Source organism: Natrinema sp. CGMCC1.2065, from assembly GCF_051225675.1.
GTDB classification, from domain to species: Archaea; Halobacteriota; Halobacteria; order Halobacteriales; family Natrialbaceae; genus Natrinema; species Natrinema thermotolerans.
Genome location: NZ_JBPJSJ010000004.1, coordinates 23,166 through 47,351 on the forward strand (window position 1 = coordinate 23,166; position 24,186 = coordinate 47,351).

Below are 24,186 nucleotides of genomic sequence, written 5' to 3' on the forward strand. Positions count from 1 at the left end.
CGGTTCGCTCAAGAAGAAATGTAGCTGATTAACTGTGTGGCCACGTCCTCGGTCCGTTCGTCAACGAGAGCGGTCATATGGAATTCCACCTCTGTCGCACTGTTGAGGGTTGCGAGCGACCACGGAAGGACGTGACTTCGTTCCCCGAGTGGCTCGCCTTCGTAGTCGTCGTCGTGGAGCGTGAGTGACTCCTCATGGTAGGTCTTCGTGGAGATCAGGACGGTGATCAGCTGTACGCCGTGGTTCGGGAACCGAGGTGTTCCTAGAACAAGCATCGGACGGCCTTTGTCCGAGAGCGGATCGGTCCCCCAGATGATGTCGCCGCGTTCCAGTTCATCGAACGCGGTCACTGCACTTCCTCCATCTCGTCAGTTTTCAACTCCTCGAGATTTTCTTCGCCGTACTGCTCGTCTGCAGTCTGGTGGTGCTGATGAAGCCGGTAGGCGGCTCGAAGCCGGTCTTCGTTGTCTGTGATCGCCCAGTACGGGCGCTTGTGCCGCACAAGACCTCGTTCCTTCAGTCGCGAGAGGATGGCACTGACGGCGTCCGTATCCAGTTCGAGTTGGTCAGCGATCGTCGCCGCCTTCCACGCCCGGTCGTCGTTCTCATCGAGGAATAGCACGATCCGCTCGGTGTCGTTTCGTTCCTCGAATTCGTCGTCGTCGGCGTTCTCGAACTCGTCGATATCGATGGTGCCGCTCGACATAGATTACTGTTGGTAGCGTGGGTGTATAGCTATTTTGGGTGTTTGTTACTAGAGAAGCACACTCACGTCTGAAGGCAGGTCAAACTCTGTTATTCACTTTGTCGGCGTCGTGATGAGGTGCTCCTCGAGATCACGCGTCCAGTAGGTGGCTGGCCCACTCGGACTACATCGCGCACACAGCTGTAGCGAGCCCTCGAGATGGCCGAGTTCGACGCGGAATCGCGTGAGGGCTGCAAGCGCGTCGACGACGAGCCCACAGCCGTCACAGGTGCAGTGATCGCGGTCGCTAGGGTCCGGCTCCGCCTGGATAGCGCAGTCGACACAGATGGGGTGAGAGACTCGCTCATCTTTTCCCCACGTATGTGCCTCACCGGCCTCGGTGCCAGGCAGGGCGTCGCAGAAGGCACAGCCAGCGAGCGTCTGCTGCATCACTCACGCACCTCGTCGGCGTTGCGAGCAGCCGTCCAGCCTTGATGGAAGACAGCAAGCTGAGTGCTCGAGTCAAAGGCAGTCTCACTTGGCTCGTGGATGAATACCCGCTTGCCAGGGACCGGCATTACCACACCGTTATCGATGAGTTCAGTCACGAGCTGACGGGCGGTTGTCTCGCTGAGATCTGCTGTCACGACGCGAGTTGCATCCTGATCATGGGCAACGAGTCTGGCTTCGAACCGGCTGTAATCGTCTGCAGTGTCGTCAATCGGATTCGGATCAGTCATTGTCAATCACATGGCGGCTCACTGTTGAGCGCGCCTCATGCCTCATGGCGCCGATAAACTCACTGCTGGAAGTGCGGTCAGAGGGACCGTATCAGAAGGTGCATACAGATATTAAGCACCCATTCGATTGGGAGTAACCGAGTTCACTCTGGAATCGTCTCCTCGAGTTTTAGAGGAAGTCGCTGAAGACAGGTTTCCAGAAAGCTTAGCGGCGCTTCTGCTTCGAGATACCCTGGTTCGTGGGTTAATTCCTCATCGGTCTCGATCTGGAAATGGGTTGTCCCAAGTTCTTCATGATCATCGTCTTTGTGCCACCCCAGGCTGACTACGTCATCAGCCCACTGCACACGCTGAACGTCAATGTCGGCACGTGGCCGCCATGTGACCTCGAAGGTGGCCTGCTGCCGTGGGAATTCTTCGCCTAAGAATATCTCAGTCTCAACGTCAGCAACGACAGATCGAGGCCGGAGTCGAGATGGACGATACCGAACATCAGAAAGCCCCGGTTCTTTTTCCAGTCGTTCTTTGAGGCGACGAAGTCCTTCGCGCCGAGTGAATCCTCGGCCACCAGCAAGAAAGAGTACCATCTTTCCCTAGCCCTCTTGGGGAAGCGTGTCTGAACCACGATTTGCGAGACGCGGGTCTGCATCGAGTCGCGTTAGCGAACTCTGAAGGCTGATCGCAAGCTGAAGTGCTTCACGCACCTGAATGTTGTATTCCCATTCTTCGATCACTTCGAGGCGCTCGCGTCGATCGTCAGCCGACAGATCCTCACGTCCAATGCTCTGTCGAAGTTTTTCGAGAGATTCAACATTGTACGTTGACTTCCACGAGTCGATTTCCTCACCAATCGTACGCAGTTCATTGGTGAGTTCGTCGACTGACTGCTCTTCAGCAAGGGACCGAACTTCACGGAGGAATTGCGTAATCTCATCGGGCTTGTAGCATGTGCCGTCAGCTGTTTCAATGGCCTCGAGATCTCCTTGATCAGCCATTCGATCAAGGTATTTAACAGCCGTATCTCTCGAGACATCCGCCTCTTCGGCGATCCAGCCAGCATTCCGTGGTGTCGTTCGCGTCAAGGCGACATGCCTGACACGATCTGCACTATCCATCTCTTCTGGCCACACCTGTGATCGGTCGCTCATTACTCGCTTTATGACTCCTATGAACTAATAGTTTAGTGTCTGTCTGAATTATTTTGTACCCTGATGCTGGGGGCGCGGTCGAGTGGAAAGTACTAGGTAATGCGTACTGGAGCCAGTGATCGATATTCAACAGCAGGCTCGAGTACTAAGGGCTGGAGATTACCTCTTGCTGGTCCATCGATCTGTTCTCAGTTGCCACGTTTGCTCCACCTGGAACGTATCTGGTCCCTCAACAGGATGGGGATGACTCTGATTCGTCGCCAGTGACGCGGGTCGTGCGAGGCGATTGATTAGTTCATCACGTACGTCCTGCCGAGACATCGTCTGTTCGTGCCAGCAGAGCCGTTCGTCGTAATGACACTTCCTGAAGAGCTGGCCGGTCGTCTCGGCGGCAATGTACTGAGTTCGTTTGACTCCCCAGACGTTCGACGATCGATACCACGGTTTCGTGGGTGCTGTCGCTCAGAAGTCATTCGCTATCTCGGGGCAGTTTGATCGCCCCGCATCCCTCTCGGGGGTTTGACAAACAACTCCGGAAATGCCGTCTCGCCTCTACTGGCTGGCTGAAGAGGATCGTCCCATCAGCCCGGTCGACCCGGACCAGCCAGTCCGAGGTTCGCTGCACGTGACACAGGACGGACTTCGAGAACTCGTACGCGAAGACGACGTGATCGTCATCTATGACGTCGAGACGTGGGAGGAGACTCTGGAAGATCGCCGGCTCATCAAGCACATGTTGGCGCTCTACTCCGACGTCGAAGCCGCTCGCGAACAGCGGATCAATGTGACTGACTGCGACACAAACTAATTCTCGTGGCTTTCGAACTTACGGGCGTCATCGAGGGCGACACAGCTACTTGCTGGGTTGCTCGTTCATCTTCTCCCGGAGTTCGACCGCAGCCTTCTCGAAGTGTTCCGCGAGGAACGGCGTTCCCGATGTCGCCCGCTCATTGAGGAACCCGATGGCGTCAGTGACAGCATCAGCGTCGCGCTCCGCGGCCGCGACACAGTCGACGTACCCGTCGAGTGCCCGACTGAACGCACTCGAGAAGTGGTCGTACGCGCCGTCGACGCGCTCCATGTTGTCGTCGAGCGACTCGACGAGTGCCCGGTAGACGGTCGCCGCCGACGCGTACCGCTCCTGCTCGCGGTACTCGTTCGCGAGATCGAACCACTGCGTGAAGTCGATGGGCTCGAAGACAACGTGGTACTCAGGGTTTGTCTCTTCGAACCGCCGGTCGATCGAGGCACGAAGCTCGTCAGCCGACTGTCTCGTCGGCTCGCCGACTCGGGCGAGAAACCGGGCGCGGAGATCCGCATCGGTCGCGAGTTCGTCACGCAGGAACGCGCGGAGTTCGTCGGCGTCGACGCCATCGAGTGCGGCGTCGAACTGATCGCCTTCGTCTGGCGGTGGGTCGTCAACACACCGAAGCAACACGGCGACGACGTGCTTGCACGCTCCCGGCCCGTCGTACGGACAATCACACCACGGGGCAAACCCGTCGGTGGCGAGGTCAACACGGACATCGTACTGACGGCTGCCGCTCACGACGGCGGTTACGGTGGTGTCGACGCGGTGCATTTCGTGGATACGGCCCTCAGTAAGATATCGTTCGCCACGTTCGAAGACCGCGTCCGTGCAGACATCTCGAACCGTGTCCTCGGTTACGTCCATGTGCGTGTTCCAGTGCGAACGGGAAAACCGATACGTCGATCTCGCTTTCGCTCCGGATTGGAACGGTCTCGCTCTACGAGAAGCCACGGTACTGTTGCAGTACTACGGAGAACCCGCAGCTTGGAGAGAGTCCTACTCGGTCGCGAGTTCGTTGTAGATTTCCTCATGCTCGTCGAGGTCCTGCCGGCCGAGGAACCGAATGAGATACTGCCGCGCCTCCTCGGGGGACATCTCATCGGGGATTTCGGGCTGGTCACTTTCGGCGGCCATACTTACTTCTCACTATGGGATTCGTGGACATAATCGTTCGGTTCGTGTTGTTCATCGTCGCCTGTGTCGTGCTTGGGATCTCTGGGTAGCTGATCTGTGCCTTCGATGCGTGACAGCCACAGGTTGATGGTTGCCTCGTACTCCGGGGCGAGCGGCTCTGTATGCGCTCGTAGATACTTCGAGATGGCCGAGTTCGACGCGGAAGCGCGTGAGACGGGCGGGACCGTCGGTCCCGCTGGAAGCCGGCGTGAAACGCCGGCGACGCCGCGAGGGCGTCGACGACGAGCCCACCGCTGTCGCAGGGTAGTGACACTTTTGGAAGAAGATCCCCACCCTTTATACAGGGCTTCGATAAAGTAGATAAAACGCATGCGTGTCTCATACCAACATGCGAACATTAACAGCGGCAACGAATCGACGCTGCTGCGATTTACAGCCGCGGATGGCACGCGTGCCTGTATTCTCGTCGACGCGGGAGATGGCGTCAATCTCGACACACTACTCGCAGACGATGAATATCTGAATGCGATCTTACTCACACACCCACATATCGATCACTATCGCACGCTCGCGACGAACGTCCGACACAGTGCCCCGATCTATACCGCAGACACGACTGCCGCGATCCTCGAGCAGGCCCTGCCGGAGGCCACACAGGACAACGACCTCGGGGATGTCTCCACTGCTCTCGACGCGCTCGAACCGATCAACGAATGGACGTCGATCCTTAACGGACTCGAGGTCCGACCGATTGCCGCTGGCCACACGCCCGGTGGGGCAGGGTTCCTGATCCGGTTTCACGACGAGACTGCGACTGACGACCCCTTACATGGCGAGCAGCACATTCTCATCTCGGGCGACTTCACGACGCGACCGTGTGCGGGATTCCCGGGGCTGGCAACATCGTACCCGTTCGATATCGACTGCCTCCTGCTCAACGTCGCGAGCAACGATTCCTACACGACGTCGCTGAACGAGTCCCTTCAGTTGACCCTCGAACACGCGTATGCTGGTTCACGAGTGGTCGTCGCGGCAAGTTCATTGACTGGCGTTCACTACGCGACACTGCTTGGTCACTGTACGGAAGTACTCGAGCGCGAGGTTCCGATCACGCTCGTCGGTCAGGCTGCGAAACTCTACGACAGCCTCGAATACGATGTGTCTGGGGTCGAACCGACAGCAGTCTTCGACCGGCCGAACGAGGTCCTGGCAGATGGCGGGATCACGATTGCAGGACCGGAGACGCCGACGACCGGCAGTACACAGCGACTCCTGCAAGCGATCGGCGACGATCCTGCTGCTGCGTTCGTTCAATTGACGATGGAAGACGAGGTCGACCCGTCAGACACCCGCTGTACCACACAGGCGTTTCCACTGCCGAACCATCCCAGTAGCGAGACGATCTCCAACATCGTTCACGACATCGCGCCGAAAGAGGTCGTCATCAAGCACGCAAACGGTAGCACGCTCAAGGAATTCCAGCGGCGCTTCGACCACTGCTTTACCTGGGGAACGAACGATACAGGGGTCCACTGCCTCTACGAGAACGGCGAGTGGCAGGTTCCCGACTGGATTACCGACTCGACTGCAAGCCGAATTCAAAGTCGACAGTGGGACGTTCTCCAAGAGCAGCCACTCGAGACCGATGTCTCACTGCCCCGCTGTCGACAGAGATCGGTCGATCTCGAAGCGGAAGGTGTCGATCTCGATGCCCTCGAAGAGACGTTTTCACGGCCCATCGAGGATCCGTATGCCGGTTCCGATCCTGGGAACGACGGTTCGAAAGCAGTTGCACGCGATACGGATGACCGACAGACCGATCGATCGTTCGAAGCAGACGTTCTCGCTCGTCTCGAGGCGATTGAAACGACACTCGAACAGTCCGAGGAAACGGTTTCAGCCCGCGTGTTGAGCGATGGTGCGGACACACAGGTCTTGGAACTCCTAGAGCAAGCTAATGTCGAAGCTGGTGACGTGGTTGACGTAACGATCAAAACAGAGCCGAGCGACGACTAGGACGGAACCACATAGATCTCAAACCACTCTCTGTCGCTAACGCACGCCAGTTCTTCCCGGAATACGACCCTGAAACCGCTATCGCTGCGTGGTCGATCTATGGCGGGACACCGTACTATCTCCAGACAATCGACCCTGACCAGGAGGTAGGGAAGAACGTTCAGCAGTCGATCCTCTCGGAACGTGGACTTTTGTACTCCGAGCCAGAGTTCCTGCTGCGAACCGAACTCCGCCAGCCGAACACGTACTTCAGTATCCTCCGCGCACTCGCTCACGGCCGCCGGACGCCAAACGAAATTGCAGGTATGGCCGGCGTCGAGTCGGCCTCACTCAGTACGTACTTACAAAAGCTTCGCCGTCTTCGTCTTATCGAGCGCCACATTCCCGTGACTGAATCGCCGACCTCGTCGAAACGCGGCCGGTATCGGATCGCTGCTCCGCTGTTCCGGTTCTGGTTCCGATTCGTCTACGGCAATCAGGATCAGCTTCGGATGCTCGGCGAGAATGCGTACGAAGAACTTGTCGCGCCCGAACTCGCGGATTACGTGAATCCGCTGTTCGAACGGCTCTGCCAGCGAGTACTCCCAACTCTCGTTGATCGACAGTTCCGGGACATCGGACAGTGGTGGTTCAAGGAACACGAACTGGATGTCCTCGGTCTGACAGAGGACGGGCTTGTCGCTGGGGAGTGTAAGTTCACCTCCAACCCCGTCAGTGAGGGCATCTTGTCCGATCTCGAACGGACAGCGGATGAAGTACGATGGTCAAAGCGACCCACCGGTGGAGAGCCGCTGTACGTGCTGTTCAGCCGGTCAGGATATACTGATGATCTCGAACACGCCACCGAAACTCGAGATGATGTCCGTCTTTTCGACCTGTCTGACTTAGTCACCACTGAGTACAACCAAAGCTGACGTTGTGTAGGGTGTCATAGAACTCTTGCCACAGTGTTTATTCCACGGATCCATAACGGAATCATCCGCGAGAGGCTGCTTGCTTATTGATCGCTGGGATTCCTACCAATCAGAGTATCTGTTCGAAGAGTCGTGATGAATACAGAGCGCGAAAGCAGCACCAGCTAATGAACGTATAGCAGGTATGAAGGCCACCCGGAGAGCCCGCTCGGCTGGAGGAGCACGAGGTCGGTTTCGCCGGCCGCGGCGACGAGTTCGTCGTCCCCGCGCTCACTGACGGGAAGTTCCAACATTTCCTCGTAGAACGCCCACGCTGGCTCGAGAGAGTTGACCTTATGCGCCAACCAGAAGAGCCCTGTGAGCAGAAGTCAGGTGTCTCGAGGCAGGAGCAAAGAACCGCGGGCGATCGGCGATCGGTCCGGACGATTCGACGGTTGGACGAACATTCGATTGATGGACGCGAAACGATAGATAAGGCCGTAGCCTACCTGCACTTGCTCATGAGATCCCCACTTCCGACGAACAGACTCGTTTCGCTGACGCTCGCCGGCGCGGTGTTAACTGCTTTCGTCGCGCTCGCGCTGGCAGCCCCCGGACTCGGACTCGGCGTCGATTCGCTGACCGACGACGAGAATCCGACGGTCGCGAGCGATGCACCGACGCCGAACGAGGACTTCACACCGGCAGTCGGGACGCAAGGCGGCGGTGAACACGAGGACGACGAGTACGAAGACGAATACGAGGAATACGAAGAGGAGGAGGACGACTAGCGATGAGTTTGGCGGACTCCCTTACTGCCGCCCGCACGCGACTCGGTGACGCCAGACTGGAGTTTCGGTGCTGTGACACCGACTTCGTGGTTCGGACGACGGGCTACCATGCTAACGCCGCAGCCGAGCGCGCCCGCGAGACCGCGCTGTCACTCGAGGCCGAACTCAACGCGTTCGATCCGGAAAGCACAGTCGCGCGTCTCAACCGGACGGGGCGCGTCGAGAACGAACACGTCGCTCGCTTGGTCCGGCGCGGCCTCGAGTACGGCGAGCGCACCGACGGCGTCTTCGACATCCGGCAGGGGGCGGTCGAACACGACCTAAAGGCGTACCTCCGTGGCGACCGAGAATCGATTTCGCCGGCGTTTGAAACCGGCTCGGTGCGCATCGACGGCGACCGCGTTGTCACCGAGACGGAACTCGACTTGAACGGTCTTGCGAAGGGGTACATCGTCGACCGTGCGACCGCCACAGCGGCGGGGCCGGGCCGACGCGGCTTCGTCAGCGGCGGTGGCGATATGTCGCCGCCGACCGGCACGATCGCCGTCGAGAGCCCCTACGGGGATTCGCGTCCGCTCAAAATCCTCGACACCGACTGGAACGTCGCCACCTCCGGGGGCTATCGCCGGGAGCGCGATGGTGTCGACCACGTCTACGATCCGACGACGGAGCGACTCGGTGCGCGACATGAGTCGGTCACCGTGATCGCGAACCGCGACTGCATGGAAGCTGACGCACTCGCGACGACGCTCGCCGCACTACCGCTCTCGGACGCGCTCGAGCGCGCAGCCGCGTGGCCGGACCTCGAGGCGTTCGTGGTTCACGACGGCGTCTTTCGGATGACAGAGGGATTCGATGCACACGTCGCATAGCGGGACAATCACGGTCATCGCGGTCGTGCTACTCGTCGCCACGATTCCGGTGTTGTGGGGGATCGCTGACGTTCGCGAGACGCAGGCAGTCGACCGCGAGCGGGCGGACCTCGTCGACTCGACGGTGCCGACGAGACAGGCACCGAACGATTACGACGGTGACGGGATTCGTGACAACGCGGATCAGTGCCCGACGCGACCGGAGACGACGAACGGCTTTCAGGATAGCGACGGCTGTCCGGACATCGTTGAGACGACGGGGGCCTCGTGATGGAAATTATTTGGTATCTCGACCGTGGCGCAGCACTCGTCGCCTATCCCGCGCTGTATCTAGCGGTCCTGACGGGGATTCTCTACACCGCGCGGTCGTTCGGTTCGCTCTACCGGCTCTCTCGCCGGGTCCACATCGAAGTGTCGGTGTTTGCGATGCTCATGACGCTCCTCCACGGCGTCCTCGGTATCCTCGACACCTGGTTCATCGTCTCCGGGTCAGCCCCCCAGCCCGCCTACTCGACGACGTACCTGCTCGCTGGTGTCGTGGTCGGCGTCGGGGCGCTGCAGGTGCTCGTCGTCGCGGTCCTCGGCTTTCTCGACGCACAGCGGTTCGACCGACCCTGGGGTCCGCGGGTCGTCCATGCGTTCGCCTACGGCGGGTTCGCGTTCGCGACGATCCACGCAGTCGCCATCGGGACCGATGTTGCGGGGCTGATCCGTCCAGTCTTCGCCCCGGCGATCGCGTTCCTCGGCTACGTCCTGCTGTTGCGCCTGCTGGTGGCCAGCGGGCAGCTGTCGACGCCCGCGACGACGAAGCAGTAGCTAGTAGCTGTCCCACAGGTCGAATAGCCGGTCGACGACTCGATCGGTGAATGTTCGTCGGTGGACCGTGTAGAGATACTGCACGCGCTCTGGATCGCACAGCGCGTATTCGACGCTGCGCCCCTTACGCTCCTTGGTCACGAGATCCGCGTCCTCGAGTTTCGAGAGGTGCCACGACACCGTCGACGGTGACCGCTCGAGGCGATCGCTCAGGTCGGCGGTCGACAGCGCTCCTTCGACGGCGAGGTGGGCGATGATCCGGCGGGCGTACTCGCGTCGCAGCGCGTTCATTACGGCCTGATCTTCCTCGTCGAACTCCTCCGCTGGGTAGTACCGCGTGTACTTCCCGTCGTCCGATTTCTCGAGCAACCCCTGGGTTTCCAGCCGGCGGAGGTGGTACTGCAGTGTTCCCTGCGCATACTCGAGAGCCACGAGGAGAGCCCGAAAGTGGATCCCGGGATTGTCGCGGACGTGCTGATAGATTGTCCGCCGCGATCGCAGCTCCAGCGCCGGGTCCGCGTCGGGGTCGGAGCCCGGCATGGTCAGTCCCGAGTCAACGCGATGAAGAACGCGAGCAGTCCCACGAGGATGAGTGCTGCCGCGCTATGCTCGAGCAACTCGACGGTCTGCACGGAGAGGTACGAGAAGAGGTAGTACTCGAGGAAGACGACGAACCCGTAGATCGCGAACATGAGATAACCGACGGCGACGACGGCCATGCGACGGTCGCGTTCCCGTCGCCACGCCAGCGCGCTGAGCAGTGCGAGCACCGCGCCGAGGAGAAAAATTCCGAGACTGATGATCTGCTCAAGTTGCTGGGCGAGCGTCAGTGCAACGGTCATCGTGACGAATCCCGGAACGAGCCCTGCCATTCGGTTCGACTCGACAGTGGTGTTGGGAAAGAAAAAGGATTGTCGTCCAAGTATCGAATCGGGCAGTCGGACTGGTCCTGATGGCGGGTTGGCAGGCCGGTTGTCGCTGCGGCTGCCGCTCTGTGACAGATTTTCATGGAATCCGACTCTGCTGTATCGATGCTCTATATTCAGCAGGCGATTTTTGGAACATTTCAGACATATAGATGGCCGCTTCGGTAACTGCTTTCCCTGTACTTATCATTTATTGTGATTACCAGCTCAACAGATGAGATAATCTATGACGGCCTTGTTTTGGCATCCCGTTCTACGAAACCTTGACCGTGACCTCATCAGATGGTGTCACTACCACACAGAACTCACCAACCGAGTATCGAATCTCGAGATCAGTCTGTGGGCCCGTCGAGTCTACAAGCCGCTCGAGGGCTTCGGCGTCGATCATCCGCTGTAGTTGGTACTCGTCTCGATCGAGGCCCTGTTCCTCGAGTGCAGTGATTATCTCGAGCAGAAGCGGTCGATCACTCATCGTCGACCTCCACTGACGATGTCGATGACCTCCTGGGCGGTCGAACTGATCCGCTCAAGCCGATCGAGGATCGTTTCCGGTTCGTCACCGTGCCACGCGGCGAGGTAGAACGCTGACCCACTGGTATCCAACTCGAAGTACCGTCCAACGATGTAGCCGACTGCTTCGGCCTCGAGTTCGCGTTTCGATCGCTCAGCCACGTCGTCGACGCCACTGTGTAACAGCGCATGTGCGTACTCGTGAACGAGCGTGACGGCGAGATCAGCGTCGTTCTCACGAACTTGGACGGCGACGCCTGGTTGCCCTTGAGGGCGATACTCACAGACGCCCTTGGCGTTCTCATATGACCAGTCCCGGGGTGGCACGACTTCTACGTCAACCTCGAGTGAGTTTGCTGCCTCGAGGAGTGCGGGGAGTAACTCGTCAGCCTGTCCCTTGGCTTCGGTTTCGAAGTCGGGCAGTGGCTCGCCGTCAGTCTGTGAGATATCGAAGACGGGCGCTGGTCGAAAGCCCACGAGTCCTTTCTCCCAGCTATCCGGCGGTGTGTCGTCGTATTCACAGTCACTGCGCTCGTGATACGACGGCGAGTTTCCGCAGTCGGGACACTGCTTTGCGATGATGGGCGCCCAGATCCAGACCGCTGTCTCCCCTTCTTTCACATGCCGGTCGAACTCGTTTTGCCATGTTCGATAGCCGGCAACGCGCGTTGCCTGCGGACACTGGAGTTTGATCAACAGCGTGTTTCGGTGCGAGTAGTCGTGGAACTGACTCTGGACATCCAACCACGCTTTGAACTGCTCGCTCGAGACGGCGTCATTGACCTCGTCGACGAGGTCCTGGATCCACGTCTCGATCGTGCTGTGCATCTCGTCGTGCCGGGTGTCCGAATCGTCGAACGTTTCCCGGGAGCGGCTGCTCGTAGCCATGTTCTATCACTGCTTCTCGAGTCGGATCGAATCGACTGAACTCGAGGAGACCTCCGCCCCTCAGGGGTCTCACAAAAAACGCCGGACTCGAGCAGGGGCTTGTAACTGCGGTTCCTCACAGAGAGTTGTGAACTCGTCGCGATGGTTGCGCTCGTGGCCGCATTTTCGACAGCGCCAGTACCGGGTCCGATACTCGTCGCTGTCTGTGAGATCGATGTCGTAGGGTGATGGTGCTTTGCCGGGGAGCCACTCGTCGATCGCAACGAGTTCGTGTCCGTTTTGACGGATGGTATCGCCAGGATAGCTCTGGGATCGGTCGTTCGCTCTTCTGTCGGTACTGCTGGCTACACACTGTCGGCGAAAGCCCGGCAGCGAAACGGCCTTTGGCCGTAAGCAGCCCGGACCGTGGAGGTGGTGGGCGGTGGCGGTGACCGACACACACCAGCAAAAAAAGGGGGACGACGACCGGCTACTCCCACCACGGGTCTCGATCTGGGAACCGGACCTCCGACCACCGGGTGAGCGCGATTGAACACCGACCGTTGTACCAGTTTTTTGCCGCGGCCCTGAACCGGACTTGGTCACCTTCTCTGACCTTCGTCTGCTCGCTGGCCGTCCAAACAGTAAACTTCGTTCGCCCAGTTTCATCTTCGATCAGCCCGACCTGCTGCTGACTGGGACAGGCGGGCTCCCACAGTTCGATAATGCGACCTTCGACGCTGACCTCGCCACGATCGATTTCCTCGAGTCGTCCGATCGGGACGATGGTTCCAGCCTCGTTCAACAGCTCCTCTTTTGTCTCCATGACTGCCTCGAACAACTCCGCACCCCCGAGAATCCGACTGGCGATGCGCCTCGCGATAACGGCCCGTGTGTAACTACTGTCGACGTCGTCAGCCAACCGCTGCGCGAATTGATTGACCTCCGCCAGCGTCTCCCGCTCGAGTTTTGCTCGGGGATCGACCCGTGTGCCCGTCCGCTCGTCGCGACGCATTGCTTCGACCTTCTGCCGGGTACGCCACGCTCGGCCGTCCTGCTGTCCGAACTCGGCCTGGTCACTGATTCGCTCGAGTTCGTCCTCTCGAGCCTGAATGCGCTCTTCCTGGGCCAGTGTTGCGCCATGAATCCGATCTCCGCTGGTGTCTGCGATCCCCTCTGGGTGATTCGCATCTACCTTTGCCTGTGTCTCCTGTTCGACCGTCGCCTCGAACGCCGGCGTCTCGTCGACGACCGGGAAGCGGCCCTCATTGACCGTCTGCTCGCTCGCTTGTTCGAATGCCTGTTCATCGACCGTAACGACCTTGCTACTCGAGTTGTTACTAGACATTGGATCTCACAGATCTGAAGGCGCTCACGCGCCTGCCACCGCGATGCTACTACATCGCGGTTTTCCGACGACTACGACCGACTAGATCCATCTGCGCGCTCTCGCTCGCGCCTTCGCGAGCGCCCTCCTGGGCGCGAGCGAGAGCGCGCCTCGTTGAGGTGGCCCCAACCAGCACCGCGCGCCGACCCGCCCGGAGCGAGCAGCCAGCGGAGTAAGCCCGCTCGTGTCCGGCCCGGACGGCGGGTCCGTGTCCAGCGCGACTGTCGCCGAGTACCCGCGCCGTAATGTGGCGCGGGAAGCGCAGGGGCACCAAGCACTGGAACGCGAAAGCCCGTGAGGGACGCAACCGACGGGCTTACCCGCTGGCGACGAGGGCACATCCATTTTAGCCCGGAACGGCGAGCTTGCTCGCCGCATGCCCGGAATGGTCGGTCGCGAGCGACGCGGAGGGCGGCAGCGGCGAGCGGGGCGTGCCGTTGACTACGACTGACCATCGGCCAAACTGGAGCCGGCTGATCTTTCCATGCGGGCGGGACTGAAAGAGGCTGGCGGGCTCGAGGAACCTCGCCGACGCAAGCACCGCAACTTAAGAGGAGCGCAGCGAGACGCAGGGCTCGAGCGCGTCAGAGGCTTTCAGGGATCAAGCCTGCTACTGGTGTTGGTACGTATACCGCCAGAAATTCCGAGAAATTCGAGGTCTCGAACCATTGATTCAAGTCGTGATACCGCAAATGCGGTCAACTAAGGTTACGGGAACCCCACCATGTCCGCTGTTCTTCCGAAGTGTCGAAGATTGCTGCGGACATAGTAGGGTCAGGTATACTTTCCAAGCGTTGTGTCCTGATCGAACTTATACGCGGATCAGGCGCAATACCACGGCCTTCAGGCCGTGGATACGCGCCGTCACTCAGTGACATATTCCACCGATTTCGACAGGGTCAGATATTCCACGCCAAGCAGAGTTTTTAATTCTATCTATTTCACAACTACTTATGAACACAGTACGATGCTGGAGACGACCCGCACTTACGTCGCACGCATCACGAACCACTCGCAGGTTCGTGGCGACCTCGACCAGTGCGGGTTCGCAGCATCCAAACTGTGGAACGTTGGGCGGTACTACATCCAACAGCGGTGGGACGAAGACGGTGAAATACCCGATGAATCCGAACTGAAGTCGGAGTTGAAAGACCACGAACGCTACAGTGACCTGCATTCTCAGTCAAGTCAGCGAGTTCTCGAAGAGCTTGCTGAAGCGTTCAACGGTTGGTACAACTCTGACGACGGCAACAACCCACCGGGCTACAGGAAACGTGGCGACCGACACCCGCGCTCCACCGTGACGTGGAAGCAGAAAGGAATCAAATACGACGCCAAACACAGCCGTGTTCGCCTCTCGAAAGGCTTCAAACTGAAAAAGTCACGGTCTGATTTCATCCTCGCGGAGTACGAAATCCGCCCCGACGTACAGGTGGAGAACATCCAGCAGGTGCGTGCCGTCTGGAACGGCGACCGCTGGGAACTCCACCTCGTCTGCAAGAAGAACATTCCCGTTGAAGACGCCCCCGGTGACAAGACAGCGGGTATCGATCTCGGCATCAGCAACTACCTTGCCATTGACTACGAGGACGGCCCCTCGGAGTTGTATCCGGGGAACGTACTGAAAGAGGACAAGCACTACTTCACCCGTGAGGAGTACCAGACTGAAGGCGAGAACGGCCCGTCGAAACGTGCGCGCAAGGCTCGCCGAAAACTCTCCCGACGCAAAGACCACTACCTCCACACGCTCTCGAAACACATCGTTGAGCGGTGTGGCGAAGAAGATGTGGAGAAGATAGCAGTTGGAGACCTCAGCGACATCCGCGAAGACGAGAACGGCGACTCGCGGAACTGGGGCGCATCGGGGAACAAGAAACTCCACGGCTGGGAGTTCGACCGATTCGCCCGTCTGCTCGAATACAAGGCCGAAGAACACGGCATTCTCGTTGACCGGGTAGGCGAAGAGAACACCTCGAAGACCTGCTCGTGTTGCGGGCAGATTCGAGATGCAAACCGTGTGGAGCGCGGTCTGTACATCTGTTCGTCATGCAAGACGACGATGAACGCAGACGTAAACGGTGCCGTGAACATCCGCCGAAAGATAACTCAGAGTCCCCCAACCGGGGATATGAGTAACGGCTGGTTGGCACAGCCTGGAGTCTTCCTGTTCGACCGCGAGAGCGGACGGTTCACACCGAGAGAACGGGGAGACTGCAAACCCTAATATCCCAACGCTTGGGATTCCTCCGCCTTCAGGCGGAGGAGGATGTCAAGAGGACCTACTTGGTCTGACACATATGTAAGTTTCTTGCCAATAGATGGACTGGATACTGGCATGAACCGGCGACAGTACCTGATTGGAGCGGGGACGGGCATCAGTACAGTTTCGCTTCTGTCGACTAAAGGCAGGGCAACTGACCACATCAATGTAGACATCGTCGAAACGTCCACACCGCTCGAGGGCGGAGATCTTCTTGAGGTGACTGCCGAAATAGGGAATAGCGGTCCTACCGATGAACGGGTTGAATTAGACTTTCTCGTCGGAGAGGACGCGGAAGTAGTCGGTGAGCGAACGGTTCCAGTCAGGGCCGGCGAGACGCGGACCGTTGATTTTCTGCAGTTTCGGACGTATCCGGTACGCGTCGATGAGACATTCCCGGTACGCGTTGAAACTGAGGCCGCTGTCGCCGAGACAATAGTCGACGTCAGCGGTGTAGACCCGTGCGATTCCCAGTACGTATATCCAGATCGCAACCAAGAGCTAAAGTCCGACCGGAGACGACGGTCATCTTCGAGGTCGATAGCGAACTGGTGGAGCAGCAAGGCACCACACACTGGTATATCAACGGTGAGTACGTCTTGACACCGGCCGGACCATGGTCCGCAACGTATTTCGCTGATGTCGGTCGCGAGTTCTTCACTCACACGTTCGATACTGTAGGGACGTATCTCGTCGATGTAGCCGTGACTGCTGACGACGGGAATGCTGCTTCACGCTGGGAGGTGACGGTGGCTGAGGAAGGGCCTGAACCGCCGACCGTTGATGCGAGTCGGCCAGCTACCAGCGAACTTGTCGCCGACGAAACCACCACGCTCGAGCTGGATATCTCGAGTACTACTGAACTAGATCGTGTCGTCTGGTGGTTGACGCAGTCAGACGTGATCCTTGACATCTCCGATCTCGAGGGAACCAATGACACTGCCTCGGTCGAAATCAACGGTGGCTGCCATACATGTCAGATTGAAGCATGGGTGATCGACGACAACAATACGTATACAGCGGTCAATCCGTGGGTGTTCGAAGAGTCTAACGCAGCAAACGACGATGCTGGCGGCGATGAAGGGAGCGTTGCCGTACACATTCAGGGCACGAATAGCCCGGTGACCGGTGGGGAGGTTCTTGAGGTGACTACTACGGTCAAGAATACCAACTCGTCAGCGGTAACACGCACGGTGGGTCTCGTGGTCGGGAACGACCCCGAAACCGTGGACACTCGCACAGTGACGATCCCTGCCGGTGAATCAGAACAACTCACGCTCGTGTTTGAGACATATCCGGTGGCCCAAGACGATTCGTTCCCCGTACGCGTCGAAACCGAGGAAAGCTCAGATCAGCGAACCGTCCGTGCGTACGGAACGGAGACGTAGCTCTCCGTCTCGGCTTTCTGTTGCGCAAATAGCGCAGAGACAGTGTTAATTGATCGTGCTACGAGAGTCGATGTACGCTGCGGATTCCTCACTATAGCCTGATCATGCTCACACCAACAGTTGTCACGGAGTTCGATAGCCAAGCACCGGAAGCCACGAAGACGGCGACGTTCGGTCTGGGTTGTTTCTGGGGCCCCGACGCAGCGTTCGGCGCAATTGACGGTGTCGTGCGGACTCGAGTCGGCTATGCTGGTGGGACGAAATCCGACCCCTCCTATGAGGTTCTCGGCGACCATACGGAAGTCGTGCAGGTCGAATACGATCCCGAGGAACTCTCGTTCAGTGAATTACTTGAGCGAGCGTTTTCAGAACACGACCCATATCAGCAGCCCTCGAAGCGGCAGTATCAGAACATCGTTTTCACGGAGACGGCTACTCAACACGATCAGCTGCAGACGTTTCTGAACGACAGTGATCTCGACAGCAACCGGATCACAACGCGTTTCGAATCACTCGATCGGTTCCATCTCGCAGAAGCCTACCACCAGAAGTTCAACCTCCGCGGGAAGCGATGGATCACCGACGTATTTGCCGAGGCGGAGTATGATGATGCGGCGATCAGAGAGTCGCCAGCAGCCGCGAAACTGAACGCTCACGTTGCTGGCAACGACGTCAGTGTTCCGTTTATCGAGCAGTCGTTCGACCCACGACCACGGCACTAACTCCTCATCGCTCGAGACCCGGACTCGGCAATCTGACAGTAGGCTCGTCACCACGCGTACAGTTACTCCGACGCGATCCTCGCTACGACTCCATGTCGCTCCCCAACCCTCGAAACAGCAGTGGGTCGAATTGGTTCCGAGTGGTGCAACTTTGCCGAGATTCGAGAGAATCACCGTACTAGTCAATAGAACAATAGTTGGAATAGGTTCAATAGGTACCTTTCCCGATTCGTTGTGAGAGATGTTGCGAAATCGGTCCAACAGCCAGCTACAGTTAGCCTCCCGAGGGACAAGAAGTAGGATAGGTTTCCTCACCAGGTACACAATATACAATAGGTACCTTTTCATCACCACCTACCTTACCTACCCAACCTATTGTACCTACTTCACCTATTTCACCTACTGTGACTACCCAACCCATTTGAGTTGCAATAGGTAGAATTAACATTCAGGGAGATAATACAGTCTCAATAGGCTGAGGCGGAACCTTCCAAGACAATAGGTTCCTATTGCGAATCAATAGAACTGACCCAATATGGCAATGAATGAGACAACATCCGAACCACGTGCCGTCAGCGTGGTCATCCTGAAAGGAGGTGTCGGCAAATCAACGACCTCGATGAATCTCGCGCGCCAGCTCTCCGAGCGCGGGACGACCCTCTTCGCCGACCTCGATCCGAACGGTCACGCGACGAACGGGCTCGGTTTCGAAGAGGCATACCAAGGCGAGACCAATCTCGGAGACGTCATCCTCGAGGGCTCGGCGACGCCACACGACCTGATCCGCTCGACCGACCATGGATTCGATCTGCTACCGTCCTCGAACACGCTCGAGGACGTCGAGAAGGATCTCGCCGGCGCGATGCAGGGCTCGGCACGAATCAAGTCGAAGATCGTCGATCCGCTGCTCGGTGACGAATACGAGTATGTGGTCTTCGACTGTCCGGCATACCCGGGAATGCTCAACAACAACGCCCTCGTCGCGACGGGGAACGTCATGATCCCGATCGAACCGGGCTCGAGCGCGATCGGCGGCTACAAGCGAACGATGGAGCGACTCATCGAACCGGCCCGGGAGTACATCGACGTCGACGTACTGGCGGTCATCCCGAACAAGCTCTCGGACCGGATCGACCAACAGACCGAGGACCGAGAACTCCTCGAGAACCTCAACACGGCGACCTACGAGGTCAACCCCGGACAGCCGCTCCAAGAGGCGGTGCCCGACTTCGCCCGGATCACCGCCGAGGAGTTCGACGCGATCGACGCCGGCGAAACGAGTCCGCCGAAACCGGGAATCCGCCATCGGTCGGCCCTGTCGCGGTCGCTCCAGCACAACCAACCGCTCCAGGATTACGATCCGGAGAACGACCAGATACCCTACTACGAGGAACTGGCCGAAATCGTCGCAACCGGAGGGGTCCAGCGATGAGTAATCCGTTCGACGATCTCAAGGAAGACGAGGAAGAGACCGAGACGGCCGACTCGAACACCGAGACCGAAACTGAGGTTGACGCAAAATCGCCATCGGGAGGAACCGACGAGGGCGCTTCGGAGCCGACAGCGTCCGGCTCGAGTCCGAACAGGGAGCTGGACCCAGAACCGTCGACCGACACCGAACTCGCCGCTGAAAACGCGACGGGCATGGCCGACGAACCGGAATCACCCGCGGAAGCGGGACCGGCGTTCGAATACAGCGAGGTCAAACAGAAGCCGTTCTACGCTCGCACCGAGACGGTCGACGAGTTCGAGAACGCGATCCGAACGACGATCGTTCCGACACTCGCCGAGGCGGGCGTCATCGACGAGGAAACCCGGGAGATTCACGACGCCGTCCTTCGACTCGCGAACGAAGAACCCGAACGGATCGCCGAACTCGTCCTCGAGGAACGGCGACAGGCAGGAGATCATTGATAGCGGAAATTGACAGTTTCGTATCGACTGTCTTCGCTTCGGCTACGCACGGCTGGGACGCTGCTTGAATCGGTCCGTTCACTCGTCGAAAGGCCGCATTCGAGGGACTCCAGATCTGTTTGGCTTCGCCTCGAACCGAAGCGATCGTCAGATCCGGCCGCCACCGGAGCCACCGAGACCCCCTCCAAGGCCGCGCGTGGAGGACGACCGGTCACCACCGAGTTCGCTGAAATCCATATCGTCGAAGAACTCCGGTGCGGTACTCTCGGTCGCGTAGACGTAGAGCGCGGTCTTGGCGACGCCACTGAGGGCTTTTCCGACCAGTAGTCCGAAGAGGAACGCGGAACCGCCGATCAGTACCGTTGCCAGCAGTTGAACTGTACCCATGCCCGCAGTCACAACGAATGTAAGGGCGCCAAGTCCGAGGCCGACGACCGCCAGCAGGAACGAGAAAATGTCGATCGCTCCCATCGCACCGATGGATTCGCCCCACGTGTCTTTGAACGTGCGCGCACTCTCCGAGAGCATCTCCGTGACCGAGGGGTCACGAAAGACGATCACGGGGACGACGAAATACGTCATCACACTCCACGCGACTGCGAAGAGTCCGGCGACGATCTGAGCGGCGAGGTTGTCTTCGGACTCGATGGCCCGGATGATCACGCCGACGATTGCGGCGATGATCGACCAAGTTAACAGCGGGAGTTTCCGCTGCCAGGCTGTAGCCAGCGCCGCACGGATCGACGGTTCCTCGCCGTGGAAGGCAGTGTGCGTCGCGGCGACGAGGGCCGCCGTGAAGAACGATGCGATGAACGTTTCGACGAGGTACGCGACGAACAGGGCGGCGTACACAGCCGGTCCGGGGTCTTCGAAGAGCGGTCCCGTGAGGTACAAACTCCCGAACAACGTTACAATGAACGCGATGCCGGAGAGTCCACCCACGAGCGGGAACACGAGCAGTTTCGGGTGGGCTCTGAGGACGCGGCCGCTCCGCCGCGCCATACCGAACCCAGTCTTGAGGCGGCTAAACACTCCCATAGCACGTCGGCGTTGATTCTCAGCGCTGGTAAAAGATGTGCAACAAGTTCAGCTACGTATCACGATCGGGCTCGGCGGAGATGCATACTATCATGGACGGCTCTCTCGATCGGAGTTGGCTTTCGTGCTGGTAGGTGCTATCGCGCGGATAGGGTATGCAATTGCGGGTGCAGCGACGCTTCTCTCACACTGAATCGTGAATTTAGCTCGTTTCGTGTAGTGTTCGATGCGTAACTGTGGTCAAATCCTGACGTGTTAACTCCGACGGCTCCGCTTGTCGGGAGTAAGAAGGGTGTCCATCTCAGCGAGATCGAAAAGCGACCAGTTGTCGTCGAGTTCGTCGGCGAGTCCGTCGACGAACCCGCTCCTCGAGAAGAGCGCGAACTCCTCGGTACGCGTGTCCGGTCCCCATCGGACGCGGGTCGCTTTGTCGCGCAACGAGTCGACAAGCGCGTGGCCGACCGGGTCCGACGTCCATTTGCATTCCGCGAACAGGACCCGGTCGTCCTCCGGCGCGAGACCGACGACGTCGATTTCGTCTTCCCCGTACCACCACCGGCCGACCTCCGAGTAGGGCCCGAGGTCGTCGCGTCGGATCGCCTCCCACACGGCTTCCAGACAGACGTCCTCGAACGTCGACGCGACGTGATCGGGAAGATTCGGCTCGATAGTCCCGTCGTAGACGACACCGGGAGCCTCTTCGATACTGGATCGGTTCGGCTCGACGAATCGGAACCAGAACCGCAGGAACTCGTCCGCGACCCGATACCGCGAACGCTTCGATTGCTTGGCAGAGGCGGTCACCGGCACATCGCGATCGATGAGGCGAAGCCGACGTAACGTCTGCAGGTACTTCGATAGCGGTCCCGATCCGATACCCGTCGCGCCGGCGATCTCGTTCGGCGTCGTATGGCCCGTTGCGACGGCCTCGAGAATACTCATGTACCGGGCGGGGTTTCGCAACTCCGTCCGGAGCAGGAATTCGGGTTCGTTGTACAGGACAGCCGTCGGCGTCAAAATATGCGACCGGACGTTTTCGGCGAGCGACCGTGTATAATCGAACAAGGTGAGGTACATCGGCGTCCCGCCCGTGATCGCATACGAGCGAATCGCGTCGTCGATGTCGTATGCGATGACATTTCGAGCCTGCTGGAAGGAAAACGGCTGGAGGTCGATCTGTCCCGTACGGCGACCGTAGAGCGGACTCTCGTGACCGAGAACCTCCGACTCCATGGTGCTGACGCTCGAGCCGCACAGAACGAGCATCGACTGCGTCGTCTGCAGGTGTTCGTCGACGAACGACTGGATGTACGACGGGAGCGAGTCGTTCTCCGCGACCAGATAGGGGAACTCGTCGATAACGACGACGAGTCGTTCCGTCGCGAGTTTCTCGGCGAGATAGTCGAAGGCCTCGTCCCACCCCTCAATGCGCGGAACACGGTCGTCGAAGTGACCGGCGATTTGCTCGACAAATTTCTCCCGCTGGCGGTGTTCGGCCTCCTGCGACGCGAGGAAATAGATGTGCGGCCGGTCGGAACAGAACTCCTTGAGGAGTTCGGTCTTCCCGACGCGGCGGCGCCCGTAGACGACGTAGAACTCGTGGCCCGGCGACTCGAGTGCCGTTTCGAGGGCGTCGAGTTCATCGACCCGGTCGTAGAAGGTCATACTCTAGATAATGGTTATCGCGATAATGACTTATGCGTTTCGTCACTCGCGCCCCGCAATGGTGGGCTGACACCGATCGAATCGTCTGGCGACATCGACCTGACTTCCGTAGCGAGGAACAGTTCGTCAAAGCGTGTAACCAGTCCAAGGAGATCGAACGGCAACCAGACCGAGGGCCGTTTCCGGTAGCTCGATCCTATATTCCGGGAGATTTCCGCCCACCACAAAAGAATAGGTGCAATAGGTGCAATAAGTGAAATAGATTGAACAGGTATAAAAGTCAGAACAGTTGTAATAGGTGAACGGATGGCTCCGACTCGTTTCTCCCCCTTCGGAGTACTCGAGCAGTAGGACACCGAGACGGCACCAATATGGCACGGCCCAACAGTACCGAAATTCGAAGCGCAGGTCTTGTTGAATCTCTCGCTGAGAGACGTAACAAATATGTCCGCAGTTCGATTTGGAGAAAGTATTTGAATGGCAGTTCTACAACATATAGTATGAATCGTCGTCGGGTCCTCGCTACGCTCAGTGCCGCCGTATTCGGGACTGTAGCGGGCTGTACTGAATCATTGTCGTTTGGAAATGATCCCCCTGATGCCGAATCAGTTATCACGAGTTACCACTACGAGGAAACCGAGTTGGTCGTCCAACTCAGCGAGGAGTTCGACATTGAGCAGGCCAGCATCTACGATTCCTCGAGCGATACACAGTATGCGACTGTAGAACAGCCACCGTTGAACTGCCGGTTTCAGGTGGTGTTCCCCGACCGCCTAGAGACGTACGCCACGAAATCACTCCATCTCGAGGTGAAAACGGCTAGGGGGACGGTCACCGAGTGGATCTGGAAGGGGCCCGCACACGGTTACACGTCCACTGTCGACGTCGGACCAGAAGGGCAAGCCCAGTTCGATATCACGAATCAGGGCGAAACGCCGCTACTCGTTCGGTTCGTCGCTATCTCCGGGGACGTTCCCAATCCGACAGTTGATCCACAGCACGAATCGTTCGACCTCTCGGCGCTTGGGTTTGGGCCGGGAGTACTGGGAACCGGGCCGAGCCGCCCACAGTCCCCGAACCGTTCGGATTTAGTCGTTTCACCGGGGGAGACAGCACCGTTCGAGACAACGTATGCACCCTTTGCGGTTCCTGAGGACAGCAACGCCGAGTGGGGCGGAACGGATCGGACCGGAGAAATCACAATTGTACAGGGGTCTGGTGGGAGTACGAAGTACGACTTTACCTACCGCCTTGACGAGCAAGAATGAGAAATATTTACTGATACCTACTGCTGATAAAATAGACCTGCGCGATCTATTCAGCTGCTTTTCTGAAACCGATCACCGTCTGAGGGGTTCAACAAAGGAGAAACACACCAATACCGACTGCGACTTCGTATCGAACCGCGTTGAACACATCGATAACGGGGTGTCCTGCAAGGAGTGCAGACGGAACCCGGTGCCGAACACTTCGATAGAGGTGTGTGGTCAGGTGGAAACGAAAGTCGCAGTTTCTGAGGGAGAGACTAGCATTCATACGAGATGAAAAGTAAACAGGGTAGTCAATAATCATAGTATATGTGAGAGTCAGTCAGTCGATCCTC

At 58.6% G+C, this 24,186-nt stretch carries 28 protein-coding genes and 3 pseudogenes; 14 read left to right on the forward strand and 17 right to left on the reverse strand.

The genetic code is table 11. From position 1 onward, the window contains the following. Window positions 1-8 precede the first annotated feature (8 nt). The 7 genes from ACSBP4_RS06190 to ACSBP4_RS06220 all read right to left on the reverse strand — a co-directional run bounded on the left by ACSBP4_RS06190 (window position 9) and on the right by ACSBP4_RS06220 (window position 2,573). Window positions 9-350, reverse strand: coding sequence for a PemK-like protein (locus tag ACSBP4_RS06190; protein ID WP_049967137.1), 342 nt, complete (start codon window positions 348-350; stop codon window positions 9-11). Further along, window positions 347-706 (reverse strand): MarR family transcriptional regulator, encoded by a 360-nt coding sequence (locus ACSBP4_RS06195; RefSeq protein ID WP_006648268.1) that lies wholly within the window; start codon window positions 704-706, stop codon window positions 347-349. The genes ACSBP4_RS06190 and ACSBP4_RS06195 overlap by 4 nt, the downstream gene beginning before the upstream one ends. Window positions 707-799: 93 nt before the next feature. Next, a complete protein-coding gene (locus ACSBP4_RS06200) occupies window positions 800-1,135 on the reverse strand; it encodes a DUF7558 family protein (RefSeq protein ID WP_049967138.1) in 336 nt (111 codons plus the stop codon). Then, on the reverse strand, window positions 1,135-1,425 hold the full coding sequence (locus tag ACSBP4_RS06205) for a hypothetical protein (RefSeq protein WP_435551664.1): 291 nt from the start codon (window positions 1,423-1,425) through the stop codon (window positions 1,135-1,137). The genes ACSBP4_RS06200 and ACSBP4_RS06205 overlap by 1 nt, the downstream gene beginning before the upstream one ends. 143 nt (window positions 1,426-1,568) lie before the next feature. Continuing rightward, on the reverse strand, window positions 1,569-1,772 hold the full coding sequence (locus ACSBP4_RS06210; RefSeq protein WP_233274395.1) for a hypothetical protein: 204 nt from the start codon (window positions 1,770-1,772) through the stop codon (window positions 1,569-1,571). 74 nt (window positions 1,773-1,846) lie between these two features. Then, complete coding sequence (locus ACSBP4_RS06215) at window positions 1,847-1,993, reverse strand: hypothetical protein (RefSeq protein ID WP_162472658.1); 147 nt, start codon at window positions 1,991-1,993, stop codon at window positions 1,847-1,849. Window positions 1,994-2,018: 25 nt separating this feature from the next. Next, window positions 2,019-2,573, reverse strand: a complete 555-nt coding sequence (locus ACSBP4_RS06220; protein WP_084158370.1) for a DUF7342 family protein — start codon at window positions 2,571-2,573, stop codon at window positions 2,019-2,021. A gap of 646 nt (window positions 2,574-3,219) precedes the next feature. On the opposite strand from ACSBP4_RS06220, the pseudogene ACSBP4_RS06225 reads away from it, so the two are divergent. After that, a pseudogene (locus ACSBP4_RS06225) lies at window positions 3,220-3,381 on the forward strand (DUF7342 family protein); the annotation flags it as partial. A gap of 45 nt (window positions 3,382-3,426) precedes the next feature. On the opposite strand, the gene ACSBP4_RS06230 reads toward ACSBP4_RS06225, so the two are convergent. Together ACSBP4_RS06230 and ACSBP4_RS06235 are read right to left on the reverse strand one after the other, a co-directional pair. Beyond that, window positions 3,427-4,248, reverse strand: a complete 822-nt coding sequence (locus tag ACSBP4_RS06230; protein WP_435551665.1) for an SWIM zinc finger family protein — start codon at window positions 4,246-4,248, stop codon at window positions 3,427-3,429. A 132-nt stretch (window positions 4,249-4,380) separates the two neighbouring features. Next, window positions 4,381-4,518 carry a hypothetical protein gene (locus ACSBP4_RS06235; protein ID WP_162834910.1) on the reverse strand — a complete coding sequence of 46 codons (138 nt, stop codon included), beginning with the start codon at window positions 4,516-4,518 and terminating at the stop codon, window positions 4,381-4,383. A gap of 369 nt (window positions 4,519-4,887) precedes the next feature. Between ACSBP4_RS06235 and ACSBP4_RS06240 the strand changes: the two genes are divergently transcribed. From ACSBP4_RS06240 to ACSBP4_RS06265, 6 genes and pseudogenes are all read left to right on the forward strand, one after another. Continuing rightward, entirely contained in the window at window positions 4,888-6,534 is a 1,647-nt protein-coding gene (locus ACSBP4_RS06240) for an MBL fold metallo-hydrolase (protein WP_435551666.1), read from the forward strand. An 11-nt stretch (window positions 6,535-6,545) separates the two neighbouring features. Beyond that, window positions 6,546-7,448: pseudogene (locus ACSBP4_RS06245) on the forward strand (ATP-binding protein); the annotation flags it as partial. Between the two features lie 500 nt (window positions 7,449-7,948). Then, entirely contained in the window at window positions 7,949-8,218 is a 270-nt protein-coding gene (locus tag ACSBP4_RS06250) for a hypothetical protein (RefSeq protein ID WP_435551667.1), read from the forward strand. 2 nt (window positions 8,219-8,220) lie between these two features. Next, complete coding sequence (locus ACSBP4_RS06255; RefSeq protein ID WP_049967145.1) at window positions 8,221-9,090, forward strand: FAD:protein FMN transferase; 870 nt, start codon at window positions 8,221-8,223, stop codon at window positions 9,088-9,090. Beyond that, a complete protein-coding gene (locus ACSBP4_RS06260) occupies window positions 9,074-9,361 on the forward strand; it encodes a thrombospondin type 3 repeat-containing protein (RefSeq protein ID WP_049967146.1) in 288 nt (95 codons plus the stop codon). The genes ACSBP4_RS06255 and ACSBP4_RS06260 overlap by 17 nt, the downstream gene beginning before the upstream one ends. Beyond that, on the forward strand, window positions 9,361-9,906 hold the full coding sequence (locus ACSBP4_RS06265) for a hypothetical protein (protein WP_049967147.1): 546 nt from the start codon (window positions 9,361-9,363) through the stop codon (window positions 9,904-9,906). The genes ACSBP4_RS06260 and ACSBP4_RS06265 overlap by 1 nt, the downstream gene beginning before the upstream one ends. Here ACSBP4_RS06265 and ACSBP4_RS06270 read toward each other — a convergent pair whose 3' ends face one another. From ACSBP4_RS06270 to ACSBP4_RS06295, 6 genes and pseudogenes are all read right to left on the reverse strand, one after another. Beyond that, on the reverse strand, window positions 9,907-10,446 hold the full coding sequence (locus ACSBP4_RS06270; protein WP_049967148.1) for a winged helix-turn-helix transcriptional regulator: 540 nt from the start codon (window positions 10,444-10,446) through the stop codon (window positions 9,907-9,909). Window positions 10,447-10,448: 2 nt separating this feature from the next. Beyond that, the gene (locus ACSBP4_RS06275; protein WP_049967149.1) at window positions 10,449-10,778 is read right to left on the reverse strand and encodes a hypothetical protein; all 330 of its coding nucleotides are present in this window, start codon (window positions 10,776-10,778) and stop codon (window positions 10,449-10,451) included. A gap of 307 nt (window positions 10,779-11,085) precedes the next feature. Continuing rightward, window positions 11,086-11,304 (reverse strand): HalOD1 output domain-containing protein, encoded by a 219-nt coding sequence (locus ACSBP4_RS06280; RefSeq protein WP_435551668.1) that lies wholly within the window; start codon window positions 11,302-11,304, stop codon window positions 11,086-11,088. Then, window positions 11,301-12,230: an ArdC-like ssDNA-binding domain-containing protein gene (locus ACSBP4_RS06285; protein WP_435551669.1), complete on the reverse strand. Its 930-nt coding sequence runs from the start codon at window positions 12,228-12,230 to the stop codon at window positions 11,301-11,303. The genes ACSBP4_RS06280 and ACSBP4_RS06285 overlap by 4 nt, the downstream gene beginning before the upstream one ends. Before the next feature lie 105 nt (window positions 12,231-12,335). Further along, window positions 12,336-12,602 (reverse strand): annotated as a pseudogene (locus ACSBP4_RS06290) (hypothetical protein); the annotation flags it as partial. 97 nt (window positions 12,603-12,699) lie between these two features. Continuing rightward, a complete protein-coding gene (locus ACSBP4_RS06295) occupies window positions 12,700-13,557 on the reverse strand; it encodes a DNA-binding protein (protein WP_435551670.1) in 858 nt (285 codons plus the stop codon). 1,006 nt (window positions 13,558-14,563) lie between these two features. Here ACSBP4_RS06295 and ACSBP4_RS06300 point away from each other — a divergent pair. The 6 genes from ACSBP4_RS06300 (at window position 14,564) to ACSBP4_RS06325 (ending at window position 19,880) form a co-directional block, all read left to right on the forward strand. Further along, window positions 14,564-15,820: an RNA-guided endonuclease InsQ/TnpB family protein gene (locus ACSBP4_RS06300; protein ID WP_435551671.1), complete on the forward strand. Its 1,257-nt coding sequence runs from the start codon at window positions 14,564-14,566 to the stop codon at window positions 15,818-15,820. 111 nt (window positions 15,821-15,931) lie between these two features. Beyond that, entirely contained in the window at window positions 15,932-16,459 is a 528-nt protein-coding gene (locus tag ACSBP4_RS06305; protein ID WP_435551672.1) for a hypothetical protein, read from the forward strand. Continuing rightward, on the forward strand, window positions 16,408-17,244 hold the full coding sequence (locus tag ACSBP4_RS06310; RefSeq protein WP_435551673.1) for a hypothetical protein: 837 nt from the start codon (window positions 16,408-16,410) through the stop codon (window positions 17,242-17,244). Before ACSBP4_RS06305 ends, ACSBP4_RS06310 begins: the two co-directional genes overlap by 52 nt. Window positions 17,245-17,345: 101 nt before the next feature. Then, complete coding sequence (locus tag ACSBP4_RS06315) at window positions 17,346-17,966, forward strand: peptide-methionine (S)-S-oxide reductase MsrA (protein WP_435551736.1); 621 nt, start codon at window positions 17,346-17,348, stop codon at window positions 17,964-17,966. Window positions 17,967-18,507: 541 nt separating this feature from the next. Continuing rightward, window positions 18,508-19,398: a ParA family protein gene (locus ACSBP4_RS06320; RefSeq protein WP_435551674.1), complete on the forward strand. Its 891-nt coding sequence runs from the start codon at window positions 18,508-18,510 to the stop codon at window positions 19,396-19,398. Continuing rightward, the gene (locus ACSBP4_RS06325; RefSeq protein WP_435551675.1) at window positions 19,395-19,880 is read left to right on the forward strand and encodes a hypothetical protein; all 486 of its coding nucleotides are present in this window, start codon (window positions 19,395-19,397) and stop codon (window positions 19,878-19,880) included. Before ACSBP4_RS06320 ends, ACSBP4_RS06325 begins: the two co-directional genes overlap by 4 nt. Before the next feature lie 147 nt (window positions 19,881-20,027). On the opposite strand, the gene ACSBP4_RS06330 is transcribed toward ACSBP4_RS06325, so the two are convergent. Together ACSBP4_RS06330 and ACSBP4_RS06335 are read right to left on the reverse strand one after the other, a co-directional pair. After that, window positions 20,028-20,882 (reverse strand): DUF6159 family protein, encoded by an 855-nt coding sequence (locus tag ACSBP4_RS06330; RefSeq protein ID WP_435551676.1) that lies wholly within the window; start codon window positions 20,880-20,882, stop codon window positions 20,028-20,030. 291 nt (window positions 20,883-21,173) lie between these two features. Further along, window positions 21,174-22,583 carry an ATP-binding protein gene (locus ACSBP4_RS06335; RefSeq protein ID WP_435551677.1) on the reverse strand — a complete coding sequence of 470 codons (1,410 nt, stop codon included), beginning with the start codon at window positions 22,581-22,583 and terminating at the stop codon, window positions 21,174-21,176. A gap of 500 nt (window positions 22,584-23,083) precedes the next feature. Here ACSBP4_RS06335 and ACSBP4_RS06340 point away from each other — a divergent pair, with 500 nt between their 5' ends. After that, the gene (locus ACSBP4_RS06340) at window positions 23,084-23,851 is read left to right on the forward strand and encodes a hypothetical protein (RefSeq protein WP_435551678.1); all 768 of its coding nucleotides are present in this window, start codon (window positions 23,084-23,086) and stop codon (window positions 23,849-23,851) included. Window positions 23,852-24,186: the final 335 nt, after the last annotated feature.